This is a genomic window from Suicoccus acidiformans, from assembly GCF_003546865.1.
In the GTDB taxonomy this organism is placed as follows: Bacteria; Bacillota; Bacilli; order Lactobacillales; family Aerococcaceae; genus Suicoccus; species Suicoccus acidiformans.
Genome location: NZ_CP023434.1, coordinates 630542 through 655195, shown reverse-complemented (window position 1 = coordinate 655195; position 24654 = coordinate 630542). Strand labels below are relative to the sequence as shown.

Genomic DNA, 24654 nt, shown 5'->3' with positions numbered 1-24654 from the left:
TTATTCATAAATTTATCTTATCTATCTCATCTTCATGGTTAAGTCTGGCTAATCCTCCATGAAAGCCTCTATCTTAATCAGTATAGATAATCCTACTATGTGAGACTTCATCCCTTTTGCTCATGATAATATATCGATATACTAACTATGTTTCGTAAATTTCATGAAATTTATTCGAAGAATAGATACGGCCATTCAGAAAAGAGCGATAATGAAATGAATGCATTTCTGTCAGCAATGCTTCGTCTTTGACAGCTCTTAAGACAATGAAACACCTAAAAGCTTATTATTACAATATTTTAAGCAGTTGATCAATCTAAATAAAAGCGTACTATTCCTACTATAATCAAAAGATTTTACCAATTCAGAATCATAAATCGCAGAACACCTGAATTCAGAAATCGTTTGTATGCTAGAAGAATATGATAGTATCAATGGTTTAATTTTATTTGTAGAACAGTCGAAAAAAGTACAGAAAATATGAACAAGAAATCTAACAGCACGAGCGCTAAATACCTACATTTATGTTTTTTAGACAGACATGTATCAAAGTCCTAAGCAAGGAAAACCGCAGAGCCTTCAATACTTCTATCCATTGAACAGCAACAAGTTAAGATTCAAGCTTCGGTAAATACTTTTTGTCCTTTTTGGGGAAGTAGGTTATAATGGGGACAACTTTAATGTGAGGGAGTTCAACTATGTCGAAAGCAAGAATCTTCTCGGGCGTACAACCTTCCGGTACCCCGACAATTGGTAATTATATTGGTGCAATGCGTGGCTTCGTCCAATTACAAGATGAGTATGACGCGACTTATTGCGTGGTGAATCAACATGCTATCACAGTGCCTCAAGAGCCTAAACGTCTCAAGGAAATGACGCGGGAACTGGCTGCACTTTATTTGGCGATAGGCATTGATCCTAATAAATCTACGATCTTTGTGCAATCCGATGTCCCAGCGCATACCCAATCTGCTTGGCTTATTCTTTGTCATACTGGCTTAGGCGAATTAGAACGCATGACCCAATATAAAGATAAAGCCCAAAAGCAAGAAGCCGTCAACGCAGGTCTTCTGGCCTACCCGGCCTTAATGGTAGGAGATATTATCTTACATGACGCAGCCTATGTGCCGGTGGGCGATGATCAAAGACAACATATTGAATTGACACGGAATTTTGTCGATCGCTTCAACAATCGCTACGGAGATGTCCTGGTTAAACCAGAAGGCATTTATCCTAAAGCAGGAGCCCGTGTCATGAGTTTACAAGACCCGATGTCTAAGATGAGTAAGTCAGATGCAAATGAACGAGGCTTCGTATCAATGCTGGATACACCTAACCAGATCACCAAGAAAATAAAATCAGCTGTCACTGATTCAATTGGCGAAATCAATTACGACAAAGAAGCGCAACCAGCAATTGCTAACTTAATCGAAATTTACGCTAATTTAAGTGATAAATCAACGGATGACATCGTCCAAGCTTATGCTGGTAAAGGCTATGGTCCATTTAAGACAGACCTAGCTGAATTAGTGGTATCTGTCCTCGAACCAATTCAAACACGCTATGAGAAATTATTAAGCAGTTCTGAATTGGATGATATCCTGCATGATGGGGCTATTAAAGCTAATGAACAAGCTAACCAAGTGCTTGCACGGATGAATAAAGCAATTGGAATCGGATACTAAAAAAAGCTAAGCAAGAAAATTCTTGCTTAGCTTTTTGTATATTTATTTATCTTCATCCGTTGTCTCTTGCTGGCATTCCGGGCAAAGTCCGTAAAGCTCAAGACTTACTTTGCGCACGGTGTAGTTTGTCTGCTCTTTAGCGCTTTGACTGATTGCATTGAGATAATGTGGGTCGACATTAAAGTCCGCAATCTTACCACATTGTTCGCAAATAATATGATGGTGATCATGATAGACGAAATCGAAGTGGCTGGTTACATCAGAGAATTTCATTTCCTTAACCAAGCCTACATCCATCAAAGTACGCAAGTTATTGTAAACCGTCGCCAAACTCATCCCTGGATATTCCTCCGTCACATCATCAAAAATCTCTTCCACTGTCGGGTGATGCTTTGCTTCAATCATGTATTTTAAGATGATGCGCCTTTGTGGTGTGATACGAATATTCTTATCCTTGAGTAATCGGATGGACTCATCCATCAAATGAACTGTATCATCGATATGTTCCGGCATGATTACACCTCCTTTTAGTTAGACCTAAATTAATAATCATTACTAGTATATACCATTATACTCTTTTTAGATACAAAAATAAACACCTTCGCTGAGTAATCTTTCTTGAATTCTAAGTTCTTTGAATTTATGATATAGATGACTCAAAAAACTAAGGAGGTGTCACAATGAAAATAGGTGCTCGTGTACTGAAAACCGGGCTATCCATTACTTTATCTATTCTCATATCCATGTACTTAATTCCCGATAACAGCCCTGCCCTTGCCGGCATTGCAGCCATTACTACGACCATGCAATCGGTGAAGAAATCTTATGAATCATTCCGGAACCGTTTGTTAGCCAACTCGATTGGCGGGATTGTTGCTGTTATTTTAAGCTATACCCTCGGGACGAACCCTGTTTCAATTGGGATTGCTGCTATTATTCTTATTGGTGTCTTAAATGCCTTAAAACTGAGTGATGTGCTCAACCTCGCTGTAATTACCGTGGTTGCCGTCATGACGTCTGTATCTAACAACTTGGCTTTAACTGCACTGTATCGGGTTTTAGAAACTTTTATTGGTGTAACGATTTCCTTTCTAATCAATAGCTTAATTTATCCACCGCGATATGATCAACGTTTCTATGATTCCTTGACGAATTTAACCAATGAAATTCTGATACTGATTCGGGCTACCCTGCGCCAGAATATCACCTTCTCTATTATGCATCAAGATATCGTCTGGGCACGCAATGAACTTAAGCAAGTCGAACAATTCTTCGATTTAATTCGCAATGAAGTTATCCTTTCGAAGAAAGAACGTTACGTTGTTGCCCGCCGTTTAGTTATCTACCGCCATATGATTACTGCAACCCGAGCAACCATCCGTCTATTAGACACGATGCATAATCAAGACGCCGTCTTTGCTTCATTCCCAGATGATTTACGCTTGATGATTCGTGAACGGGTCGAGCTGCTTATGGTGGCCCATGAACAAGTAATGATGAAGCTGAGCGGTCGTGTTTCTGCTGAGAACGTTAAATTTATTCGAACGCCTTATGCATATCGTGAAGAATACGTGCAGAAATTCTTCGATCAAGCGTGGAAATTTCTTGAAGACAAAGAGCGTAGCAACACTGATGTTAATGGTGTTATTCATATTATGTCTGCGATTTACCGTTATGAAGAGAGCATCAATAATTTGAATAATATCCTCTCCATATACGCCAGACATTATCATTCTGAAGAGAACGTCGTCGAAGACTCCATCCATTCAAACTAACAGCAAAAGACGAGACTCAACTGAGTCTCGTCTTTTGCTACCTTAGTCTTGCAATACTTCTTCGCGGTAAATACCAATGACCTTATGATTCGGACTATCATCAATCATACCAAACGCCCGTTGGAATGGGTTTTCGGTAACAGCTAAATCAGCTGCCTGTAAACGACATACATATTCTTTACCATCCAGACGGATACGTGGTGTCATCGATAAGTCGATAATTTCTAAATCTTTATGTTCATCTTTAGCAAAATCTTTGAGTGCTTTAGCAAATTCTTCAGGATTCGTGATTTCTGCTGCAGGTTCATAGACACGGCAAAGCGTCATGGTCCTACCTCCTCTTAAATTTCTAGTTTAGCCATTATAATATGATTTAAACAGAATAGCTAGCCCTAATCCATCGAAATTAAATAACTTCCCACAAGTAAATCAATAAAATGCCGGCGATCCGCTCGTGTAAACGTCATTACCAATATAAGTATAAGTAAAAGTGCAGAAAAAAGCAATAAGCCCCAAGCTAGCCCTGACATCTCGCCAGAGATGAAATACAGGGCTAGCGCATAGAGAAAACTAGCTACAGGCATGACTTTAAGACCACTACGCAATAAGCGACGCCCTAAGTTGGATTGTTGATATGCTACCTGCAAGCGCATCATTTGTTGCCCCATTGAACCACCTCTCTTGACTTCAAGATAAGTTCCGCCAAGCCACAAAGGCACAAGCAGAAAAAGCAAAAGAGAAATGCACCAAGCAAGAGGAGATAACCGCCATGGAGTAAACCAATGCAATAAGGTGTCTACAAATAAAAGCACCGCAAGTACTAACATGACACAGAAAATCAGGACCATCCAGTCTGTTAATAAACTTGCGATACGGCGGCCCTTGGTAATCGTTTCATTCGTTTCAAATTCTGTATATTGACTCATATGCCTAACCTCTTTTTATATTTTGCTAGTGTAAGATAGTCCTACTTTAGCATAAAAACCAAACCGGTAAAAGAAATTCATAAAAAAGATTTGCATTTAAATTTAAATTCTGTATAATAAGGTCCATACCCACAGAGGTTCCTTAGCTCAGTTGGGAGAGCACCAGCTCGACAAGCTGGGGGTCACTGGTTCGAGCCCAGTAGGGACCATTTCAAGATTCGTCATTTGACGGATCTTTTTTTATTGGAATTTACACGCTTAAATGAGTATGGCATACTTAAATATGAGAATACGCTTCACTGAAGCTTAGTTTATAATAGAAGATATAATCTATATATAGGCAGCTTAAAGAAACTTGAAAAATTCACCTAAATTAGAAAAGAGGCAAGGAAATGAATGAAGTAGATTTGGACATTCCTGTAGCAGACGTGTTAGACAATCAGCCAGAGTTATTGGATTTATTGGTTAATATAGGTTTCAAGCCTCTAGCTAATCCGATTATGCGCCAATCGGTAGGGAAAGTGGTTAGCTTACGCAGAGGGGCAAAGATGATTGGAATCCCCATGACCCAATTGGTGAAAGAATTGATATGGAATGGCTATATAGTGAAAGGAGCTGACGTTGATGCAGAATAAACGGATTGATACTTTATTAAATATTCTCATGAAGTTACATGAAGGGACACCCCCTGAAGAGGTACAAGAGGAGTTCAATACACATTTCGCTTCCGTTAGTGCAATGGAAGTTGCGATGATGGAGCAGGAGTTGATTGGCCGGGAGGATAATCCAATTACTTTTGAAGACGTGCTCAACTTATGTAACGTCCATGCGAAGATGTTTGAAGGCAAGATTGATGAGACTGAGGCAGATTCGATTGATCATCCGGGTCATCCAGTACGTGTTTTTAAAGATGAGAACTTGGCCTTACGTTCGACTCTCTTGCGCATTGATAATATTCTCAAAGCTATGGAGACGATGGATACAAAAGACGAGGATTACCCAGGGGTTTACCAGGGCTTACAGTATCAATGGGAACTATTAGGGCAATTCGATGTGCACTATGAACGCAAGGAGAAACTGTTCTTTCCTAAGATGGAAGCAGCCGGTCATACTGCCCCGCCTAAGGTAATGTGGGCGAAAGACGACGAAATTCGCAGCTTATTTCAAGAAGCAGGAAAGATTCTGAATGAATTATCTGTGGCAAATATGGCAGCTTTCCAGGAAGCTTATGCAACCTTTCGTTATGAGTTCGAAGAAATGATATTCAAAGAAGAAGCCATCTTGCTTAATATCTTAATGGAAGCTTTAACCGTGAAAGATTGGGCAGACATTGCTCAGGAAAGTTCTGCTTACGGCTACGCCATCATCAAGCCCAGCCAAGTGTGGGAACCAGAAGAGTTGGCCGAGCCCCTAAAGGTAGCACCCCAGGCCACCACTCCACCAAGTCAACCAGAAGTTGCGCCAGCGAGTGCAAGTCCTCAGTCTACAAATGTTGCCATCGAAACCGACAAGGGAACGATTCGGGTAAGTTGGGAACCAAAGCCTGAGCTGCCGCCATCCAATACGCTACAATTTGAACAAGGTCACTTGAGTGTTGAAGAAGTGGGCCTACTTCTGGACCATCTGCCCCTTGAGGTAACTTTTGTAAGCGCAGAAGATACCTTCCAATATTACAATCATATGGAAGATCCGGAGCACATGCTCTTCAAACGCACAAATAGTCAACTCGGTCGCAATATCGAATTCTGCCATCCACCCCAAAGTTGGCCAAAGGTAAGTCAGCTGATTGAAGATTTACGCAATGGTCGCCGAGATAGTGAGAGTATGTGGTTTGAACGCAAGGATGGACGCTTTGTTTATGTTACTTACCGGGCAGTTCGAGATAAAGACGGCGTTTATAAGGGGATTCTTGAGACCGTCCAAGATATTCAGCCTTTTAGAAACTTACCTACACCAATGAAGACTGACTTGTCGGAAATTGAATAACTTATTCTCAAAAAAGCGAAGAAAGTGACTTTGTAATCAGCCACATTCTTCGCTATAATGATTCAGACGGAGAGTAAGGGATTTGAACCCTTGCGACGCAGAGCGCCCTAACGGTTTTCGAGACCGTCCCCTTCAGCCGAACTTGGGTAACTCTCCATAATGGAATTATTTTATCACAGATAAAAGACAAAATAAATATCTTTTAAAGGAGTGTCTGCTTTGGAAACATTAAAAGCAAATGTGGACCGAGTCCATCAGACCATCGAAGAAGCTTGCTATAAGAGTGAACGAGATGCAAGTGAGGTGCAATTAGTTGCGGTAACCAAATCAACAGATATTGACCATATGCGTCGTCTGTATGACTTAGGTGAGCGGCATTTCGCAGAAAACCGCAGTGATCAATTACTGGAGCGTCAAGAAGCCTTGGCCGATATTGCTGATGAGATTCATTGGCACTTTATCGGTCGTCTGCAATCGCGTAAGGTTAAGGATATTGTCAATCAGGTTGAATACATTCATTCTCTGGACCGTTTATCTTTGGCTAAAGAAATCAATAAGCGAGCCAGGAAGCCAGTGAAATGCTTCGTACAGGTGAATGTCAGCCAGGAAGCAAGTAAGACAGGGTTTCCACCGGAATTGGTAGAAGCTTTTATTCAAGAGCTGGCAGAGTTTCCTCATATTACCGTCGTTGGTCTGATGACCATGGCGCCTTATGATGCGTCCGAAGAGGACTTGCGCACTTATTTCCAGCAAATGAAACATTTACAAACCCAAATTGCTGAAGTGGGCTATCCGCATGCACCGTGTCAGGCGTTGAGCATGGGAATGAGTCAAGATTATGCCATCGCGGTTGAAGAAGGTGCCACAATGGTACGCGTAGGAACGACTCTTTTTGAAGGAGCTTAGATTGAGCAAATACGTTTCTTTCAAGAACTGGGATGCGTATGCTAAGCAAGAGGTGATAATATGAAAACAATTGTCCGCAAGCGACTCGTGGGGAATATCCCTGTACTGGAAGTAGTCGCTGAAAAGCTACGCGGTAATAAGCTACCGCTTATCATTTACTATCATGGTTGGCAAATCAACAAGACATTGATGCTAACCCAAGCACGCAAACTTGCAGCTGAAGGCTTACGAGTCGTCTTGCCGGACGCACCCAACCACGGTGAACGGGCCCGTGAGATTTCACCTATCCCTTCGTTGACTTTCTGGAATAGTATTCACGGCAATTTATTCGAATTTGATTATATCGTTGCCTACTTCCAAAGTCGGGATTTAGCAGATGAACGCCTGGCCGTCGGAGGCATCTCCATGGGTGGCATGACCACGACCGCTCTGTTGACACAGCATCCAGAAATCCAAGCAGCCGCTTGTGTCATGGGAACCCCGAGTTTAATTCATTACCGCGATCGCATTATGGGCCACGCACAGACTCTGAATTTCCACTTACCTAAGGATTACCGGGCCTTAACCCAATGGCTTGAACTTTACGACTTATCGTTGAATCCTGAGCGCTTAGCAAATCGCCCCCTCTTTATTTGGCACGGGGATGAGGATGAGCGGGTCCCTATTGAGCCGGTGCAAGCTTTTGTCGCGGATAACCCGGCAGCCAATATTGAGGCGCATTTCACAAAAGCTGGGCATTTGGTAGACATCGCGACCATGGACTTGGTAACAGACTTTTTTTGTAGATTTTTTCAAGGAAAATTAATTTGAGGAGGCAAGTATGAGCCAATTTTTTGCACAGAATGGTTGGGAATCGACCTTACACCAACGTTTACAGCGCTTTATCCATGAACATCGCTGGCCGCAAGCCGGTAAAACTCAGCAGTATGTTGTCTTTGACTTTGACAACACGAGTGTGATTCACGACATTGAAGATCATTTGATGGTTTATTTCATGGAGAATTTACTGTACTTATTAAATCCACGTGACTTTGAGCGGATTTTGACAGCTGGAGATTTCCCTTTGGATGATGCCCTCGATGAACGCCGACCAGAATTAACCTTGCGCCGTTTAGTTGCGGATATTGTCAAAGACTACCAGTGGTTGCATGAAGAATATATTGCGTCCCAGCATCCTCTACTTACCTTGCAACAAGTTAAACAGACCAGGTCCTATCGCTCTTTTGCAGCCAAGTTGCGCTATTATTATGTCTATGTTAATGGTCATTTCCAGCGGCAAGTTGGCCAAATGTGGCTGACCTATTTATTTGCAGGCTACACGCCGGAGCAATTGCGTCTCATTACCCAAGATATGTTAAAGTGGGCCTTGCAACTACCTATGGATCTTTGGGTTTTTGAAAGTCCGCAAGAACAGCCCGGACTCACAGGTAAAGTCACGGCCCATTTCGAAGCGGGGATTCGCTACCCTAAAGAAATCCAGAATCTCTACCATGCCTTTCAAGCTTTTAATATTCAAACCTTTATCGTCTCAGCTAGCCCTGTCGATGTCGTAACTGTAGCTGGCCACACCTTTGGTTTACAAGTACCGGAACATCAAATTTACGGTATGGAGTATGAATTGAACACCCAAGGGCAAATTCTACCCATTATGAAAGACCCAAGCTTTATTACGAAAGGCCCAGGCAAGACAGCACTCATTCGCACCCACATCTTGCCCCAATTTAATGGTCAGGAACCTGCCGCTCTGTTCGGTGATAGTATGGGCGATTATGATATGTTCAAGCAATTTGACGAGACGGAGCTAAAGGTGCTATTCAATCGTCTCCTCAAAGATGGCACACAAGAATTCGTCGACTTGGCCCGTAATTCCTATGGTCAAGCTGATGCAACCTACTTTGTACAAGGCATTGATAATAATTCGGGGTCCTTGCGCCCAAGTCAAGCCTCGATTCCATTCGGAAGCGACGTGGCCTATATTAAGCCAGGCGAAGTAGAGGCTTAAGCTATCTACATTTAAACTGATACAAGCTTGATCTGGATATGTAGCTTGTCGGCCATGAATCTCACTCAGCCACTGAAGTTCAGCAGATAATTATACTACTCTTTAGCTACTGTTGAAAACGGTCTTTAAATTGAAGCATATATAAAGAACAGCGTAAAACCAAGCCATCCCAGTAGGCACGGTTCTACGCTGTTTAGTATTTTACGGCTCTAAAGCCTGCAAGTCTTCTAAAGTAACTTCTTCATGTTCGTAATGGTCTACGTCAAAGCCATTCAAGTTCAGGAATTCATGCATGAAAGTATCCCAGGCAGTGAAGTCGGTATTAAAGTTCTCTGCGTCAATTTGGCGAATGAGTTCTTCGGCTTTAGCTTGGGTTTCTGGCCTTAATTCCCAACTGTCAGGACGCAAGCGCCCTACTTCATCATATTCCGGCGCGTCACCATAAACCATTGTGCGGTATATGCGGTCTTGGTGCATAATCGGTGTCTCATGAGTCCCTTCTTCTTCCATCACTTTATACAGGCCGAGACAGTATACGGGGAAGAATGGAATGACAGCACTGGCCTTTGTGGTCACAGCTGTCGCGACAATAACCCGTGCTTCGCCGTTAATATCAGCTAATATATCAGCAATCATCTCAGCTTTCGCATCGCAGTCAGCCTTAGCTCGTCCTAAGGTGCCGTCTTGATAGTAACTGCGATTCAAATTATCACCAAGGTAGGAATAACAGAAGGTCTTGGCACCTTCTGCTAAGACACCAGCCTCGTGCAAGGCTTGCATCCAAATATACCAATCCTCGCCACCCATAACTTTGACAGTCGCTTCAATCTCTTCTTCGCTCGCCGCTTCCAAGTGGCCAGCATAGAATTCTTCCTTCTCCAAATTAATGTCCGGCCCTTCAACCGTTTGGCCGATTGCTTTAATGGAAGAACGATAAGTTTCACCTGTTTCTGGATCGGTGCGTCGACCCGTCGCTAAGCTGTAGACAACTAGATCCACTTTCCCACCAAATTCCTCTTGGATGTACTCAATAACGTTTGCTTTCATTTCATCGCTGAAGGCATCACCGACGAAATTCTTGGCCACTAGCCCTTCCGCTTCGGCTGCTTCCTTGAAGAAGATATTATTATACCAACCTGGCGTCCCTAAATTGCGTTCGGTACGTGGGCCATTCTCATAAGATACCCCAATCGTATCGGCTCCCCCACCAAACGCTAAGGTAATACGGGTCGCTAAGCCATAGCTACTCGATGCACCCAAGATAAGCACCCGTTTCGGTGCTTCATAAGTTCCTTGTGATTTAACATAATTAATTTGGTTTTGAATTTCTTGCTTCAATCCCATTGGATTAATGCCCATCAAGACATTGCCCCGCATTTTTGGTTGAATATCTAATGCCATGTTTTTCTCCTTTGCAAAAAAATATATATATATTTTACCATACTCGATGACTGATGACAGCAGGAATTCTTTCTGGTCACCTATCAGTTGCGCTCAGTTATATCAAAGTATTTTGAATTGATTATGAACTTGCATATTGATTGTGTCTTAGGCGATTTTCGTTATAATGAAAGAAATAGAAAGGATGATTGCATGGGTTTATTAGTAGATGGTCAGTGGCATGATCAATGGTATGATACCGAAGAAAGTGGCGGACGCTTCATTCGGAAAGATTCACAGTTCCGCAGTTGGATTACACCAACAGGTGAAGCAGGGCCAACTGGCGCAGGAGGCTTTAAAGCAGAGAAAGGGCGCTATCACTTATATGTCAGTTACGCCTGTCCTTGGGCAAATCGAGTACTGATTATGCGTAAGTTGAAAGGGCTTGAAGATTTCATTAGCGTATCCGTGGTGAACCCGCTCATGTTAGAGCACGGTTGGACTTTCGCGGAAGCAGAAGGTGTCATAGCAGACCCTGTCATTAACGCGCGTTACTTGCATGAAATTTATACGCATGTTGAGCCAAATTACAGTGGTAATGTAACTGTACCAGTCCTTTATGACCAGAAATCGGACCAAATCGTTAACAACGAATCAGCAGAAATTCTCCGTATTTTTAATGCTGCTTTTGATGGTATCGGTGCCAAAGCCGGTGACTACTATCCGGAAGCCTTGCGCGAAGAAATTGATCAGATGAACGACTTTGTCTATGATGCCATCAATAACGGTGTATATAAAGCGGGCTTTGCGACCCGCCAAGAGGTCTATGAGGAAGAAGTAAATACTCTTTTTCAGGCTCTAGATCAATTAGAAGCCTATTTAGAAGGCCGCAATTATTTAATCGGTGACCAATTAACAGAAGCAGACATTCGGCTCTTTACTACCCTTATCCGCTTTGATGCGGTTTATTTCGGCCACTTTAAATGTAATATTCGCCAACTAAAGGATTATCCCAACTTATGGCTTTATACTCGCAAACTGTATGCTATGCCTGAATTCGCGGATACCGTCCATTTCGACCATATTAAAGAGCATTATTATCGCAGCCACCGGACTATTAATCCGACAGGTATTGTTCCCAAAGGACCGGACATAGATTTTAGTTTATAATCAGTAAAGCACTGCCAGCTCTATGAAGGGCCCGCAGTGCTTTATTTGCTTTTATGTAAATGTTGGATTTCAGTCTAAAACAACGTCGCTTGCATTGTCCTCTTTTCGGCAAGGTCTATGGATATAACTTACAACTCCTGCATATTTAGAATTTGATCACACCACAAGGCTGCGAGTTCCTCATCATGCGTAATTAACAGAACCACAAAGCCTTGCGACTTCAAATAGCTTAACACTTCGCCAAAGCGCATCATATTGTCCATATCCAAGCCACTGGTCGGCTCATCAAATACAACAAAGGGCTTCCCTGATAAAAGTGCTGAGGCAATCATAACCCGTTGCTTCTGGCCACCAGACAGACTCATTGGATGTTGCTCACGCACGTCAGTGAGCGAAAGTTGTTCAAGAATATCACTGATTCGCTCTGGAAAAGCCGCTCCTAGAAGGATTTCCTGCTCGACCGAATCACTGAACAATTGATAATTCGTGTCCTGCATAACTAGAAATGCTTGTTTCGTCAAAACCTTTGGCTTCTGCGCTTGACCTTGCCAGCGCACTTCACCTGCTATAGGCTTTTCTAAGCCCACGAGGGTACGGGCCAAAGTGGATTTGCCACTCCCGTTGGGGCCCATCAGTCCGGTTACTTGGCCAGGTTCTAAAGTGAAGTTCAAGTCAATTTTGACCGGCTTATGAATGTCGTAGCCAATCGCCAATTTTTTTGCAGAGAGTCCCGTATCAGAAACAATCGGCTGAATACGCTTGGTCTGTAAAGTTGCCTTATAAGGACTCAAATCTGTTGGGCGTAAACCAAGCGCTTCGCGTTCCACTTCACTTAAGCCAAGTAGCGCCTCCCGCGTCCATTCCTGGGTCAATGCTCCCTGATTGAAATAGAGATACCGATCTACAAAATCTGTTGTCCAAGCTAGCCGATGGTCGAAGATTACGATTGTTCTGCCTTGGGACTTTAAGAGGCGAATAATCCGTGCCACCGAGGCAATGGCTTGGGCGTCAAGATTGCTTGTCACCTCATCTAAGATATATACATCGGGGTCCATCATGGCCGCTGCGCCAAAGGCAATCAATTGCTTCTCGCCCCCGGATAATTCAAAGATATTACGGTCTAAGAGATGCTCAATGCCGAAAGCTTGGGCCACTTCTTGAATACGCTCTTGAATCGCCTCGGGCTCCACTCCTTGATTTTCACAGGGGAAAGCCATCTCATGGGTGGTATTGATATTGAAATGTTGGCTCTTCGGATTCTGGAAGACACTTCCTACATGGGCTGCATAAGCTTCGATAGGAGCTTCGCCAGCTTTCATCGTCAAAGTCCAGTTCTCACCGCTTAAATCCCCTTCAAAGTATTCAGGGCTTAAGCCGTTCAGTATCCGGCTATAGGTAGTCTTGCCACTTCCGCTACGCCCGGTAATGAGCACACACTCCCCCGCTTGAATCGTAAGCGAAATATCCCGGATGGAAGGCGTCACTTGATGAAGGTGCGTAAAGGAAATATTCTTGCTAGTAATAGTCATATTAAAGTCCTCCGATTCCTTTGGCTACAAAGGGTACCAAGGCCAAGAGAATCAATAGCCAATCTTGGATTCCCATCTTTAAACTTATCAAAGAGGTATGGCGTCCAGGAAGGCTAATCCCCTTGGTCAGAGCGGATACGGTAATATCTTGGGCCACCCGACTCGCATTCATCAGCATCGGCACCAGAATGTATTCAAAGGTCCGCACCGGATGCCTTAAAGCCCCCCAGAAACCACGATGTATACCTCGCAAGGCCATGGCATCACGAATTTGTTGGTAATCTTGGTAAATCGTCGGGAAAAAGCGCATCATCACCGCAATCATTGTCACCAGTCCATTGGGCACACGCCAGCGTTTCAGCAGACTGGTCATCTCGCCCACACTGGTTGTTGCGATAAAATGAAAACCAGCCATCAAACCGGGCATCATTTTGCGATTGCCACTGGCAAAAAGCGTTAAGGAAAATAATAGAAAATCACTTTCAACCCGTGGAATGACCCAGAGCATGATAAACCATTGCAAGGCATAGACTAAGCCGAAATTCACCGCCATCCGATAACGGCCCGAAAGCAGAAACGGTACCCAATAAATGAAGGCCGTCGCGACTTCCCAGCCCGGCGCTAGCTGTGCATCAACTAAAAGCGGGCCAAGCAGTAGCAATACTAGCTTGGCCCTAGGATCGAAGTGTATCTGCATTAGACAATCCCTGCCTTTACGAAATGCTTGCGGGTTAAATACTGGCCGAAATAGCCGCCGATTAACGCACAAACGAAAATCGCAAGCAGAACCCCCACTGTCATACCCGTCGACATCTGATTGTAAATCGTCTCCACGTACTCCATTGACCGTCCCATATCCACTAAAGCCTGGGTAAAGCCGTCCTTATCTGCTAACATAGACACCATAGGTCCCACACAGTTATAAGCGAACACCACATAACTGACTAGGAGGCCTTTACGGCTTTGGTAACGAGAGCGGCAAGCAATATAATCCGCTAAGAGAGCAATCGGCAAACTAATCAAAAGACTCTTAGGAAATAGACCGCTAATAAAGTTGAACACCCCAAATACACAGCCTAGAAAGGTCAACGCACCAAACTTCTGCACCCGTAAGGCTAGGAGCATAAAGATTGCCCCACCTAATAAGGCCACAATAATTGGCACATAGAAGAAAGGATAACCGAGGCCTAAGAGTGGGGCAACGAGCACACACAGACCCAGAGAAATCGAAATAATGATAAAATAAAGTGCTGCAAAAATACCTGTAGTAATGAAATCCTGCGTCTTCCATCTGCTTGACTGACTCAAATAAACACTTCCTTACTAATATTGCTTCATTAATGATTAACCTATTTCACTTTAGACTAACATATCTCAACGACTTTGAAAAGCTTGTTATTTTTAACGCTAATAGCCGCTTGATAAATACACTTGAATACTGTCAGGCCCTTATGTGGTAAAAATAATACGCACAGGCCAACCTATTCCAACGTTATGGGTAAAAGGAATGCAATGGTATTGGACAAGTTTTTGGGTTCTCATCCACCTTTAAAGGTTCGCGTTCTGCGCGTCACTTTTCTCCTGCTCTAAGGTTTGGTGCATTTGATCTTGATCCATCTGCTTCAACTCCCAATGAATCACATAGGTCAATACAATCCGGATAACGACAACAAAAGCTAGAATAATTAATTCCTGCATATCACGAATAATGACCGATTTAATAATCTCAGCCCCAAGCTTAAATTCCAAACTTAAAGCCAAGCACTCCCCCAAGACAATCTTGGTTGTCCGATCGCCAAAATCGAAATTCGACTTAATGAGCGCCCAGAAAGCCCGCAAGCTTCCAACTGCAATAAGGACAATACCTATAAATTCCAAGACATGAATCACTAAGGGCGCAAACCAGTCCTCAATAAAGTGAAACCACTCCATGGCACAAGCCACCTTCCTAATCAAAATATATTTACTTCCATTATAGCATGATTGCTCACACATTCTCAAAAAAAATCGGATTTTCGTCTGACTTCCTAGTATAACAGCGTCTTATCAACCTTTATGGTAAATGTAGGTAGAATTACACTGCACGAAGTCTGATAAAAACCCGAATGTGAGCATTATCTTGTTAATTATATTTTGTTAAACATCTTGGCTAAATGGCGATAAGAGGCAATACGAGCTTGCGTATCATAGAGCGGCGCGTAAACAATCAACTCATCAATACCCAACGTTTCTATTTCTTGGGCGAGCACTGTTTCAACCGTTTCCGGAGTCCCTTTAATCATATAGTGATTATCGTACATCTCTTGAATAAAATTTGTTCCAGCCGCATCCATCTGCACATCTTTCAAATCTTCCGGATTAGTCGTATCAAGCAGCTTTCCTTGCGCTTGAGCAAGGTGACCTAATTCAATTGGTTTGGCTAAATAGTCTGCTTCTTCTTGACTATCAGCAATAACAATTTGATAACCGACCATCACTTTTGGATTCTGGAAAAAACGACTCGGACCGAAGTGCTGACGATACTGCGTAAAGACGCGCAGGTCGGTCTCTACGCCAAAAAACTTGGCGAAACTATAACCTAAACCACGCTCGGCAGCTTGAATAGCTGATTGCCCGGAAGAACCAAGCAGCCAAGGCTCATGAAGATGAGCTACTGCTGGCATAGCCTGTGTCTTACCATAAATGCCCGGAGCTTTATAGTCTTGTAAGTAATCTAAGATGACATCAATCTTGTCGTATAAGTCATCGAAACCTTCCGGCTTGCCTTGTGCTAAAGCCATTACTTCATTGGGCCCGCTTCCTGGGGCCCGGCCAATTCCGATATCAATACGTCCAGGAGCCATGCCTGATAAGGTCTTCATATTCTCTGCAATCTTCAAGGGCGAATAGTGCATAATCATGGTTCCGCCTGTCCCAAGACGGATTCGACTCGTCAAAGCCGCCATATGCGCCACATGCAATTCAGGTGATACACTCGCATAGTTGGGAGCATTATGATGCTCTGCGAACCAATAACGTTTATAGTTCAACTGTTCAATCGCTTGAACAAAATCAGCTGTCTCCTTATATACTTCTTCAGTACTTTTATTTGGATCTTTAGACACTAAATCATGAACACCTAACTCCATAAGTATCATCCTCTCTATAACAATTACATTATATCATTTTTTAAGTATAAAGGACTATATAAAAGTATAAATATTCACAAAAAGCACAGAAAGCCAACCTTTTCACTTTCTGCTTCAAACTAGTTATTTTTAGTTTTTTGATTGCCTTTATAAATTTGAGAAAGCTCCCTTAACTATGAAACCTCTGAAAGTAAAGATTGCTAGACAAATACTGACTAAGAGATCTTCCCCTTAGTTAAGTACAGCACAATCAGAAACCTATGCATAGATTAATTTAAGTGACCTTAACTGTTTTCTATGTGATTATTTATACTTTTTCTAATCAATTTGGCTAAAGCAAGCCCCTCAAACCATTTTTCCAATCAGCTATTTCTCAGTGGCGCAAAAACAAATAAAGATATTTATCCACAATATTCAGCTCCTCTTTGGGTAACTGCACTCTACTCCTCAGTTCTTCAATTAAAAATCATAGAAATTATTAATAAAAGATTTCTCTCATCATATAAAAAGTAGCAATTTTTGAAGAAATAATGAAGTTTTTTGTTAGGCGATAATACATTTGTGACATAAAACAAACAAAAAAGAGACCCCTCTGTTATAATAGATTTGTGAACAATTATAAACATAGAAAGGATCTCTTATATGTCTATTATAACAGAAGGTATGAAACATCGCGAACGAATTGTTAAGTATGCCATTAAAGTGAATAATAATGCCGCAGCCGCAAGGAGATATCATAAATCCAGGCAATATGTTCAGAGATGGCGACAAAGGTATGATGGATCAATTGAATCTTTGCGAAAGAAGTCTACTCGTCCTAAATCACATCCTAACCAACATACACAGGATGAATTAAATCTGATTAAACATATGCATAGGCACCATAGACACCGTGGGTTAGCTCACGTCTACCGCAAATGCAAAGATGAGGGCTACACCAGGTCTTATGATTCCATGTGCCGACAAATCAGAAAGATGGGTCTAGGCAAGCCTTCAAAAGCCAAGAAAAAACGCAAGAAGCAGAAAGAAAAGTCTAAATACACTCATCCTGGTCAACTGGTTCAAATTGATGTTAAATACGTTCCTGTGAACTCTATCGGCTTTGTGAGTCACCATAAAAGATATTACCAAATCACGGCCATAGACGCTTATTCACGCAAGAGGGTGCTGAGTCTGATGAATGAAAATAGCACCTATACAACCTCTGAATTCGTTCTCACTTTGGAAGAGGAAATGGGCTTTAAGATTGACAAGATACAAACTGACAACGGGAAAGAATTTACCAACGACCCTCAGGAAACCGATAAGAAATCAAGGTTCCAAAAGATCTTAAATTTCTTGGATATCGACTATCAAACGACTGCTCCTTATTGTCCTTGGCAGAACGGGTTGGTAGAGAGGAGTCACCGAGAAGACGAAACAAGATTCTATTCAAGAAGACGTTTTTCCAGTGAAGAGGAGCTAGAAAAAGCTTTAAGAAGGTACAATACAAGCTACAATAATACCTACCGGAAGATTTTAAATTTCAAGAATCCAAATGAAGTTGTCGCTGAATTTTTTGAAAAAGCAGGTTAGCCATTATATATTTCTTCCAAGTTTCGTCAAGGCACGCTTCGCTCTAAAGGCCTTGACAAAACTTTCCAGAAATATTCTGATTGTTTAACTGCTTTTCCACAAACTATTTTTCAGAGCTTGTGTCACAAATGTTTGACTTCTCTACATTTTTGAAGAAATAATGAAGTTTTTCCTCTTGCGTTTATTGTGATTTCCTATACAATAATAATAGCTCACTTTTTTCGACAAGTGTGAGATTTGAAGGGGGATCGTCAGTATATTTGGTGTTGTTTAGATTAGAATTAAAAGAGGTGTAAAGAATATATGAAAAATAAAGAATTTTGGTCAGATTGGCTTCTGACATTTATGGCCTTATTCATGTTTGCTACTTTATTAGCGACGTTACTTTCAGGCATGGGCACGTTATCTTGGCAGCAATTACTCTCTTGTGCTGTATCACCTTTAGCCTACTCCTTGATGCTTACCGGGATGTTTATTGGTTCAAGACCTCGTTTCCTTGAAAAGCACTTTGGTATGCCAAAGATGTATGAAATCCATGCGATCATGACCTTAGTTGCCTTAATTCTAGCGACAGGTCATATTGCTTTCTACTGGCAAGGTTTAGGGGCAATGTTTCGTAGCCCAGCAGCTTTCTGGGGCTATATTGGTTATTTCGGTATTTGGGGTGGCTTCCTTTCAGGAATGTTGTCACTATCCAGTATGTTTATCAAGCAAAGTAAATTCTTGATGAACTTAAAGCTAAATGTCTTCAACCGTGAAGTAATGCTATGGATTCACCGCATTTCAGCGATTGCAGCCATTCTAGGAACATATATGCAAAGCTTATCGATTCCTTTCCTACGCGCAAATACTGCTTATATTGGCCTTTTAACCTTCTACACTGTACTCATTGTCGGCTACTTCTTGTGGTGGAAACTTGAAATTGCTCGTGAGCCGAAATACCGTGTGAAAAGCATTGAGCGTGGTACACCAACTCTTTGGGTCTTAGAATTTGAACCAGTGAATGGTCGCATTAAAGACTACCATCCTGGAGATTATTTTTTCATTCGCTTCCAAGGCGATGTGGCTATTGGTAAAGAACCGCATCCATTCTCCACATCCTCTGCACAAACGAAGCAATTCCCGAATTCAATTCAATTTATGATTAAAGATGCTGGGGACTGGACCGAGCAATTGAAGAACGTTAAAGTTGGCGATATTGCAACCTTAGAAGGTCCATACGGAGACTTCTATCCTGAAGAAGTTCGTCGAGAACCAGAAAGCACACCGTTCATCCTCTTAGGTGGTGGGATTGGTTTAACCCCGAACTTATCACTCCTTCGCTCAGAAATCGAGAAAGGTAGCCAACGTGAAATTCACCTATACTGGGGACTTTCTTTAGCAGAAGATTTATTTATGGTTGAAGAGTTGGAGTCTTATCGTAAGGTTAATCCGAACTTTCACTATCATATCGTCTTCTCCATTGATGAAGTACCTGGCTATGGCTTCGGTTTCATTACCGATGATCTAATCCGCGAAACAGCCGGTGCTCGCATGTATACTGATGCGCACTTCTTCGTCTGTGGACCGGGACCAATGTTAAATGCAACACGCAAGATTCTTGATGATAACAATGTGCCTTTTGAGCGTAAGCACATCGATGATTTTGATTTCTAGATCGATCTTTAAGAAAGGGAGGCATAGATAAATGGGAAATTTAGCAAAATATTTCTGGAAACTTGTCGTGAGTGCTTTGGTGACCTTTGGTGTCGTTACCTTCATCTTCGCGGATGGGGTCAACTTCAGCAATGACACACAAGCAACCGACAGCCCTACCGTTACTGTAGATAGCTTAGAAGACGGCGTCTATGAAGGAGTAGGCCAAGGCTTCGGCGGCGACGTAGCTGTGGAAGTAACCGTTGAAGGTGGGGCCATTACAAACGTTGAAGTAGTCGAACACGGTGAAACCGAAGGAATCTCCGATCCGGCTTTAGAACAAATTCCTGAAGAAATCGTTGAAAAAAACGGGACAGACGTAGCAGTTGTCTCGGGCGCTTCTTCAACGTCGAATGGTATTATCGAAGCGGTTAACAATGCCCTAGGCACTGGCGGTGGCACCGAAGGCGTCGCAGCCAATCCTGCGGATATGGAAGATGGAACCTATACTGCAACTGTAGATGGGCATAATGGACCTTTAACCGTCGATGTAACAATCGAAGTGGGAGCTATTACGGACGTTACTGTCGTTGAACACGAAGAGTCCGCTGGGATCGCTGACCCTGCCCTAGAAGACGTGCCGGCAGCGATTGTTGAAGCAAATGGTACCGACGTGGATACCGTTTCTGGAGCGACAGTGACCAGTGAAGCTATCATCCAAGCCGTTAACGCAGCTCTTGTCGTTGATACTGCTGACAGCGGTGCAGGGGTGGTTGTCACTGAATCTGCCGCAGAAGAAAGTGACGCATCAGGGGAATCAACTGAAGGTTCTGAAGAGTCTGATGCTTCTGATGCAAGCGAAGCCACAGGAGCAGTAACTACAACTGATACAACTTATGAAGACGGAACCCATACGGCAACCGTTGACGGTCATAATGGTGAATTAACCGTTGAAGTGACGGTTGAAGACGGTGTAATTACTGCCGTGGACGTAACTGAACACGAAGAAAGCGAAGGTATCGCTGACCCTGCTCTGGAAGAAGTGCCAGCAGCGATCGTTGAAGCGAATGGTACGGATGTAGACACTGTTTCTGGTGCAACCGTAACAAGTGAGGCGATTATTGCAGCCGTTAACGAAGCATTAGGGGCTGATGCAGCCGCAGTTGTTGCTACGGAAGATGAAGCGGATGAAGAAAGCGACTCTGAGGAAAGTGCATCGGATGAAGCGTCTGAGGAAAGTGAATCTGAAGAAAGCGCGTCTGCTGAGGAAGATTCCGATGAAAGTACATCTTCTGAAGATGACGAAGATAAAGCGGATGAAACGGAACTCAAAGACGGTGAATATACAGGTACTGCTAAAGGTCATAACGGTGATCTAACGGTAGAAGTTAAGGTAAAAGACGGCAAAATTACTGACGTTGAAGTTACCGAACACAAAGAAAGCGAAGGCATTGCTGATCCAGCCCTGGAAGAAGTGCCAGCAGCAATCGTTGAAGCGAATGGTACGGATGTGGACACTGTTTCTGGTGCAACCGTAACGAGCGAAGCGATTATTGAAGCAGTCGAAGAAGCCTTAAAAACTATCGAGACTTCAGACGATGAGGCTGAATACGAAGACGGCAAATTCGAAGCAACCGTCGACGGTCACAATGGACCTCTGACAGTAGAAGTTCTTGTAGAAGATGGCAAAATTACAGCCATTAAGCTTATTGCCCAAGAAGAAACCGAAGGCATTGCCGACGCAGCTCTTGAAGACGTTCCTAAGGAAATTATCAAAGCCAACTCAACTGACATCGAAACCGTATCCGGTGCGACAGTAACCAGTGAAGCAATCATTGAAGCGGTCGAAAAAGCTTTGAAGAAATAGGTAAATAAATACATGTTAAAAACAGCGTGAACCTTACTTAATTGGGGTTCACGCTGTTTTTTGGTATTGTGTAAAATTTACACACTTTTAAGTACTAGGCCGTCTCAGCTTGTTGCTGGAAAGCGTCCAACAATGCACGTACTTCATCGGTCGACTCGGTTTCCATTAGGGCAATGCGCAGATCATTGGCACCCTTGAATTCCCTGACATATATTTTAAAGAAGCGACGAAGTGGCTTAAAGAGACGGGGCTCTTTCTGAGAATATTCATCAAATAAATCTAAGTGAGTACGCAAAAGATCGAGCAATTCTGCTGGACTGTGGTTTTTGGACTCTTTCGCAAAGGCGAAAGGATTTGTAAAGACGCCTCGGCCAATCATCACCCCGTCCACTCCATACTTTTCTACAAGTTCCAGGCCGGTTTGGTAGTCGGGGATATCTCCGTTTATTGTCAGCAAGGTATCAGGAGCTACCTCATCACGCAAGGCCTTAATTTCAGGAATCAGTTCCCAATGAGCATCCGCCTTACTCATTTCAACCTTGGTGCGCAAGTGAATGGATAAATTCGCAATGTCCTGCTCGAGGATGTGACGCAACCAGTCACGCCATTCATCCAAGTCTTTGTGACCTAGTCGTGTTTTGACACTGACTGGCAGGCCTCCGACTTTAGCTGCTTGAATCAGTTCAGCGGCAACTTCCGGACGCAGAATAAGCCCTGCACCCCGACCATGTTTGAAGACATTCGGTGCGGGACAGCCCATATTCAAATCAATGCCCTTAAAGCCCATCTCCTTCATTCCTATACTCATCTGACGGAAATGCTCCGGCTTGTCACCCCAAATATGGGCAACAATCGGCTGTTCATCTTCAGTATAAGTTAAACGCCCGCGCACACTTTCAATACCATCCGGATGGCAGTAACTCTCACTATTGGTAAACTCGGTAAAATAAACATCCGGTGCCCCTGCTTCCGCAATGACATGCCGAAAGACCACATCCGTCACATCCTCCATCGGTGCCAAAATAAAAAAAGGTTTAGGCAAGTCTTGCCAGAAATTCTCTTCCATAGGTCCCGTCCTTTCGTTGATTTTTCACATCGGCCTATTATACTCAATTCCTTCTGAATAAGCAAAGCGAAAGTTGTGGAATCGTAAGTCTGTTTCATCCACAAATGATAATGTCTCAAGTGAACGTAAATGAAAATGTCCCACTTTAGTGTATAGTAAAGCTAAGGAGGGATCTCAATGGAGGATTATCTTAACATGAATGAGAAACATAAATATAATATCATCAAGGCCGTCGTCAATGGACGGAAATCCAAAGCTCGTGCTGAAGTGGAATTAAACTTATCCAGACGACAGATCAATCGATTGATTCTTAAATACAAACAAGAGGGGCGAAAAGGCTTCAGACACAAGAATGCCAACCGCAAACCTTCTACAACCATTGACCGTCATACTCGAAAACGAATTGTTCAGCTCTATCGCTCGAAATACTATGACTTTAACTTCACGCACTTCCATGAAAAACTTCAAGAAGTTGAGGGGGAACACCTCTCTGAAAGCTCGCTGAGAAATATCTTGAAGGAAGTGCACATTGTCTCGCCTCTGGCTACCCGTCGAACTAAACGGCGTGTCGCTAAAGAGCTCGAAGACAAAGCGGACAAGAAAGGCTTAACCCATCACGAAAAAGATACCTTACAGGGGGTTCAAATCGTTGAAAACTCAAAAGCACACCCGAGTCGTCCTCGATGCAAATATGCTGGGGAACTGCTTCAAATGGATGCCTCACAGCATCCATGGTTTGAGGCGGATGAGAACGATTACTACCTCCATGCCGCCATTGATGATGCCACTGGCACGGTCGTAGGCGCTTATTTCGCGGCACAGGAGACGCTTGAAGGCTATTACCAAGTCTCACATCAATTCCTGACCCACTACGGTATTCCTCATCGCATTTTGACGGATTATCGCAGTATCTTCTCAGGGGCCCACGCACCAAAAAAGGGCGCTGCTCTTGAAGAGCAGGCCCTCACTCAATACGGATATGCTTGCCAGACACTCGGAATTGAACTGGAAGCGACCTCAGTCCCCCAAGCTAAAGGACGTATTGAACGTCTTTTCGGTACATTTCAAAACCGCTTACTTCAAGAAATGCGGTTAAGTGGTATCCGCAATATGGATGAAGCGAATCAGTTTCTAAGGGACTACCTCCCGCAGTTTAATCAAAAATTCGCTCACCCCATTAAAGATAGCATAAATGCCTTTGAAAAACTATCAGCAGACACAAATCTCAATCAGATCCTCGCTAAATTTGCCCTACGTGTCATTCACTCTGGTCATACCGTTCGATACAACAACCAAGTCTATCATCTTTACGACCAGCATGGGCAGCAAGTCTATTTGCCAAGAAAAACGAAAGTCATGGTTATTAGCACTCGTAATCAACAACTCTTTGTCTCTCATAAAAATCAACTCTTTGAGCTGATTGAAATGCCGTCACACCAAGCTGTGTCTAAAACACTGGATATTCAGGAAGCTCAACCTAAACCGAAGCCACACATTCCACCCATGTCGCATCCGTGGAAAGCTCAATCTTATCAACAATATCTAAAGAAACAAGAATACATAAAGAAAAAAGAGCTAGTTGAAGTGACATCTTGATCCTTCGTGATGAAGGGCGATGCGCTCTTTGTATCGCCCTTTATTGCGAAGCAACCAAGCGAAGCGCGGTAGTTTTTTACTCCCTTTCTTTGCACGTTAAAAAACAAAAAATCGGGACATTTTCATTTGTGCTTGACAAGCGAAAGTTGTGGAATCGTAAGTCTGCAGCGTAAAGGATTAGGGAGGCGTTTGGAGATTGGCGAAGGAGTCCTGATTTTGGGAAACGTCGACTGGCGTGGTAACTGGTTACCACGTAAGTGAATAGGTGTTTGAATGGCGTGGGGCGACTCTTCCACGTAAGTGGATAGGTGGTTGAATGGCGTGGGGCGACTCTACCACGTAAGTGGATAGGTGTTTGAATGGCGTGGGGCGACTCTACCACGTAAGTGGATAGGTGGTTGAATGGCGTGGCGCAACTCTACCACGTT

Annotated in this window: 22 protein-coding genes and 2 tRNA genes; 13 read left to right on the top strand and 11 right to left on the bottom strand. The window is 43.1% G+C overall.

The window, feature by feature from the left end; genetic code table 11:
• Window positions 1–698 precede the first annotated feature (698 nt).
• Window positions 699–1685, top strand: a complete 987-nt coding sequence (gene trpS, locus CL176_RS03160) for a tryptophan--tRNA ligase (RefSeq protein ID WP_118990022.1) — start codon at window positions 699–701, stop codon at window positions 1683–1685.
• Between the two features lie 42 nt (window positions 1686–1727).
• Here the strand turns inward: trpS and CL176_RS03155 are convergent, their stop codons facing one another.
• Window positions 1728–2198, bottom strand: coding sequence for a Fur family transcriptional regulator (locus CL176_RS03155; protein ID WP_118990021.1), 471 nt, complete (start codon window positions 2196–2198; stop codon window positions 1728–1730).
• 167 nt (window positions 2199–2365) lie between these two features.
• Between CL176_RS03155 and CL176_RS03150 the strand changes: the two genes are divergently transcribed.
• Entirely contained in the window at window positions 2366–3460 is a 1095-nt protein-coding gene (locus tag CL176_RS03150) for an FUSC family protein (RefSeq protein ID WP_118990020.1), read from the top strand.
• Window positions 3461–3502: 42 nt separating this feature from the next.
• On the opposite strand, the gene CL176_RS03145 is transcribed toward CL176_RS03150, so the two are convergent.
• Together CL176_RS03145 and CL176_RS03140 are read right to left on the bottom strand one after the other, a co-directional pair.
• Window positions 3503–3787 carry a hypothetical protein gene (locus tag CL176_RS03145; RefSeq protein ID WP_118990019.1) on the bottom strand — a complete coding sequence of 95 codons (285 nt, stop codon included), beginning with the start codon at window positions 3785–3787 and terminating at the stop codon, window positions 3503–3505.
• A gap of 65 nt (window positions 3788–3852) precedes the next feature.
• A complete protein-coding gene (locus tag CL176_RS03140; protein ID WP_118990018.1) occupies window positions 3853–4386 on the bottom strand; it encodes an RDD family protein in 534 nt (177 codons plus the stop codon).
• Between the two features lie 136 nt (window positions 4387–4522).
• Here CL176_RS03140 and CL176_RS03135 point away from each other — a divergent pair.
• The 3 genes from CL176_RS03135 to CL176_RS03125 all read left to right on the top strand — a co-directional run bounded on the left by CL176_RS03135 (window position 4523) and on the right by CL176_RS03125 (window position 6372).
• A tRNA-Val gene (locus CL176_RS03135) sits at window positions 4523–4595 on the top strand.
• 183 nt (window positions 4596–4778) lie between these two features.
• A complete protein-coding gene (locus CL176_RS03130) occupies window positions 4779–5021 on the top strand; it encodes a DUF1858 domain-containing protein (RefSeq protein ID WP_118990017.1) in 243 nt (80 codons plus the stop codon).
• Window positions 5011–6372 carry a DUF438 domain-containing protein gene (locus CL176_RS03125; protein WP_118990016.1) on the top strand — a complete coding sequence of 454 codons (1362 nt, stop codon included), beginning with the start codon at window positions 5011–5013 and terminating at the stop codon, window positions 6370–6372. The genes CL176_RS03130 and CL176_RS03125 overlap by 11 nt, the downstream gene beginning before the upstream one ends.
• 67 nt (window positions 6373–6439) lie before the next feature.
• On the opposite strand, the gene CL176_RS03120 is transcribed toward CL176_RS03125, so the two are convergent.
• A tRNA-Ser gene (locus CL176_RS03120) sits at window positions 6440–6528 on the bottom strand.
• Window positions 6529–6591: 63 nt separating this feature from the next.
• Between CL176_RS03120 and CL176_RS03115 the strand changes: the two genes are divergently transcribed.
• From CL176_RS03115 to CL176_RS03105, 3 genes are read left to right on the top strand one after another with little or no spacing between them, the layout of a single operon-like run.
• On the top strand, window positions 6592–7278 hold the full coding sequence (locus tag CL176_RS03115; RefSeq protein WP_118990015.1) for a YggS family pyridoxal phosphate-dependent enzyme: 687 nt from the start codon (window positions 6592–6594) through the stop codon (window positions 7276–7278).
• A gap of 60 nt (window positions 7279–7338) precedes the next feature.
• Window positions 7339–8088: an alpha/beta fold hydrolase gene (locus tag CL176_RS03110; protein ID WP_118990014.1), complete on the top strand. Its 750-nt coding sequence runs from the start codon at window positions 7339–7341 to the stop codon at window positions 8086–8088.
• A gap of 10 nt (window positions 8089–8098) precedes the next feature.
• On the top strand, window positions 8099–9280 hold the full coding sequence (locus CL176_RS03105) for an HAD family hydrolase (RefSeq protein ID WP_118990013.1): 1182 nt from the start codon (window positions 8099–8101) through the stop codon (window positions 9278–9280).
• Between the two features lie 201 nt (window positions 9281–9481).
• On the opposite strand, the gene fabV is transcribed toward CL176_RS03105, so the two are convergent.
• Window positions 9482–10681, bottom strand: coding sequence for an enoyl-ACP reductase FabV (fabV, locus tag CL176_RS03100; RefSeq protein WP_118990012.1), 1200 nt, complete (start codon window positions 10679–10681; stop codon window positions 9482–9484).
• 192 nt (window positions 10682–10873) lie between these two features.
• On the opposite strand from fabV, the gene CL176_RS03095 reads away from it, so the two are divergent.
• On the top strand, window positions 10874–11830 hold the full coding sequence (locus tag CL176_RS03095) for a glutathione S-transferase family protein (RefSeq protein WP_118990011.1): 957 nt from the start codon (window positions 10874–10876) through the stop codon (window positions 11828–11830).
• Between the two features lie 128 nt (window positions 11831–11958).
• Here CL176_RS03095 and CL176_RS03090 read toward each other — a convergent pair whose 3' ends face one another.
• The 5 genes from CL176_RS03090 to CL176_RS03070 all read right to left on the bottom strand — a co-directional run bounded on the left by CL176_RS03090 (window position 11959) and on the right by CL176_RS03070 (window position 16487).
• Window positions 11959–13359 carry an ABC transporter ATP-binding protein gene (locus CL176_RS03090; protein ID WP_118990010.1) on the bottom strand — a complete coding sequence of 467 codons (1401 nt, stop codon included), beginning with the start codon at window positions 13357–13359 and terminating at the stop codon, window positions 11959–11961.
• 1 nt (window position 13360) lies between these two features.
• Window positions 13361–14056 (bottom strand): energy-coupling factor transporter transmembrane component T, encoded by a 696-nt coding sequence (locus CL176_RS03085; RefSeq protein WP_118990009.1) that lies wholly within the window; start codon window positions 14054–14056, stop codon window positions 13361–13363.
• On the bottom strand, window positions 14056–14667 hold the full coding sequence (locus tag CL176_RS03080) for an MptD family putative ECF transporter S component (protein WP_118990008.1): 612 nt from the start codon (window positions 14665–14667) through the stop codon (window positions 14056–14058). Before CL176_RS03080 ends, CL176_RS03085 begins: the two co-directional genes overlap by 1 nt.
• 240 nt (window positions 14668–14907) lie before the next feature.
• The gene (locus CL176_RS03075) at window positions 14908–15291 is read right to left on the bottom strand and encodes a DUF1622 domain-containing protein (protein ID WP_118990007.1); all 384 of its coding nucleotides are present in this window, start codon (window positions 15289–15291) and stop codon (window positions 14908–14910) included.
• A gap of 194 nt (window positions 15292–15485) precedes the next feature.
• Window positions 15486–16487, bottom strand: a complete 1002-nt coding sequence (locus CL176_RS03070) for an MsnO8 family LLM class oxidoreductase (protein WP_118990006.1) — start codon at window positions 16485–16487, stop codon at window positions 15486–15488.
• A gap of 642 nt (window positions 16488–17129) precedes the next feature.
• On the opposite strand from CL176_RS03070, the gene CL176_RS03065 reads away from it, so the two are divergent.
• The 3 genes from CL176_RS03065 to CL176_RS12565 all read left to right on the top strand — a co-directional run bounded on the left by CL176_RS03065 (window position 17130) and on the right by CL176_RS12565 (window position 21564).
• The gene (locus tag CL176_RS03065) at window positions 17130–18062 is read left to right on the top strand and encodes a DDE-type integrase/transposase/recombinase (RefSeq protein WP_118990005.1); all 933 of its coding nucleotides are present in this window, start codon (window positions 17130–17132) and stop codon (window positions 18060–18062) included.
• A 303-nt stretch (window positions 18063–18365) separates the two neighbouring features.
• Window positions 18366–19718 carry a ferredoxin reductase family protein gene (locus CL176_RS03060; RefSeq protein ID WP_118990004.1) on the top strand — a complete coding sequence of 451 codons (1353 nt, stop codon included), beginning with the start codon at window positions 18366–18368 and terminating at the stop codon, window positions 19716–19718.
• Between the two features lie 31 nt (window positions 19719–19749).
• Entirely contained in the window at window positions 19750–21564 is a 1815-nt protein-coding gene (locus CL176_RS12565; protein ID WP_118990003.1) for an FMN-binding protein, read from the top strand.
• A gap of 94 nt (window positions 21565–21658) precedes the next feature.
• Here the strand turns inward: CL176_RS12565 and CL176_RS03050 are convergent, their stop codons facing one another.
• On the bottom strand, window positions 21659–22630 hold the full coding sequence (locus tag CL176_RS03050; RefSeq protein ID WP_118990002.1) for a tRNA dihydrouridine synthase: 972 nt from the start codon (window positions 22628–22630) through the stop codon (window positions 21659–21661).
• A gap of 177 nt (window positions 22631–22807) precedes the next feature.
• Here CL176_RS03050 and CL176_RS03045 point away from each other — a divergent pair, with 177 nt between their 5' ends.
• The gene (locus CL176_RS03045) at window positions 22808–24226 is read left to right on the top strand and encodes an ISNCY family transposase (protein WP_118989613.1); all 1419 of its coding nucleotides are present in this window, start codon (window positions 22808–22810) and stop codon (window positions 24224–24226) included.
• The last annotated feature ends 428 nt before the right edge of the window (window positions 24227–24654 follow it).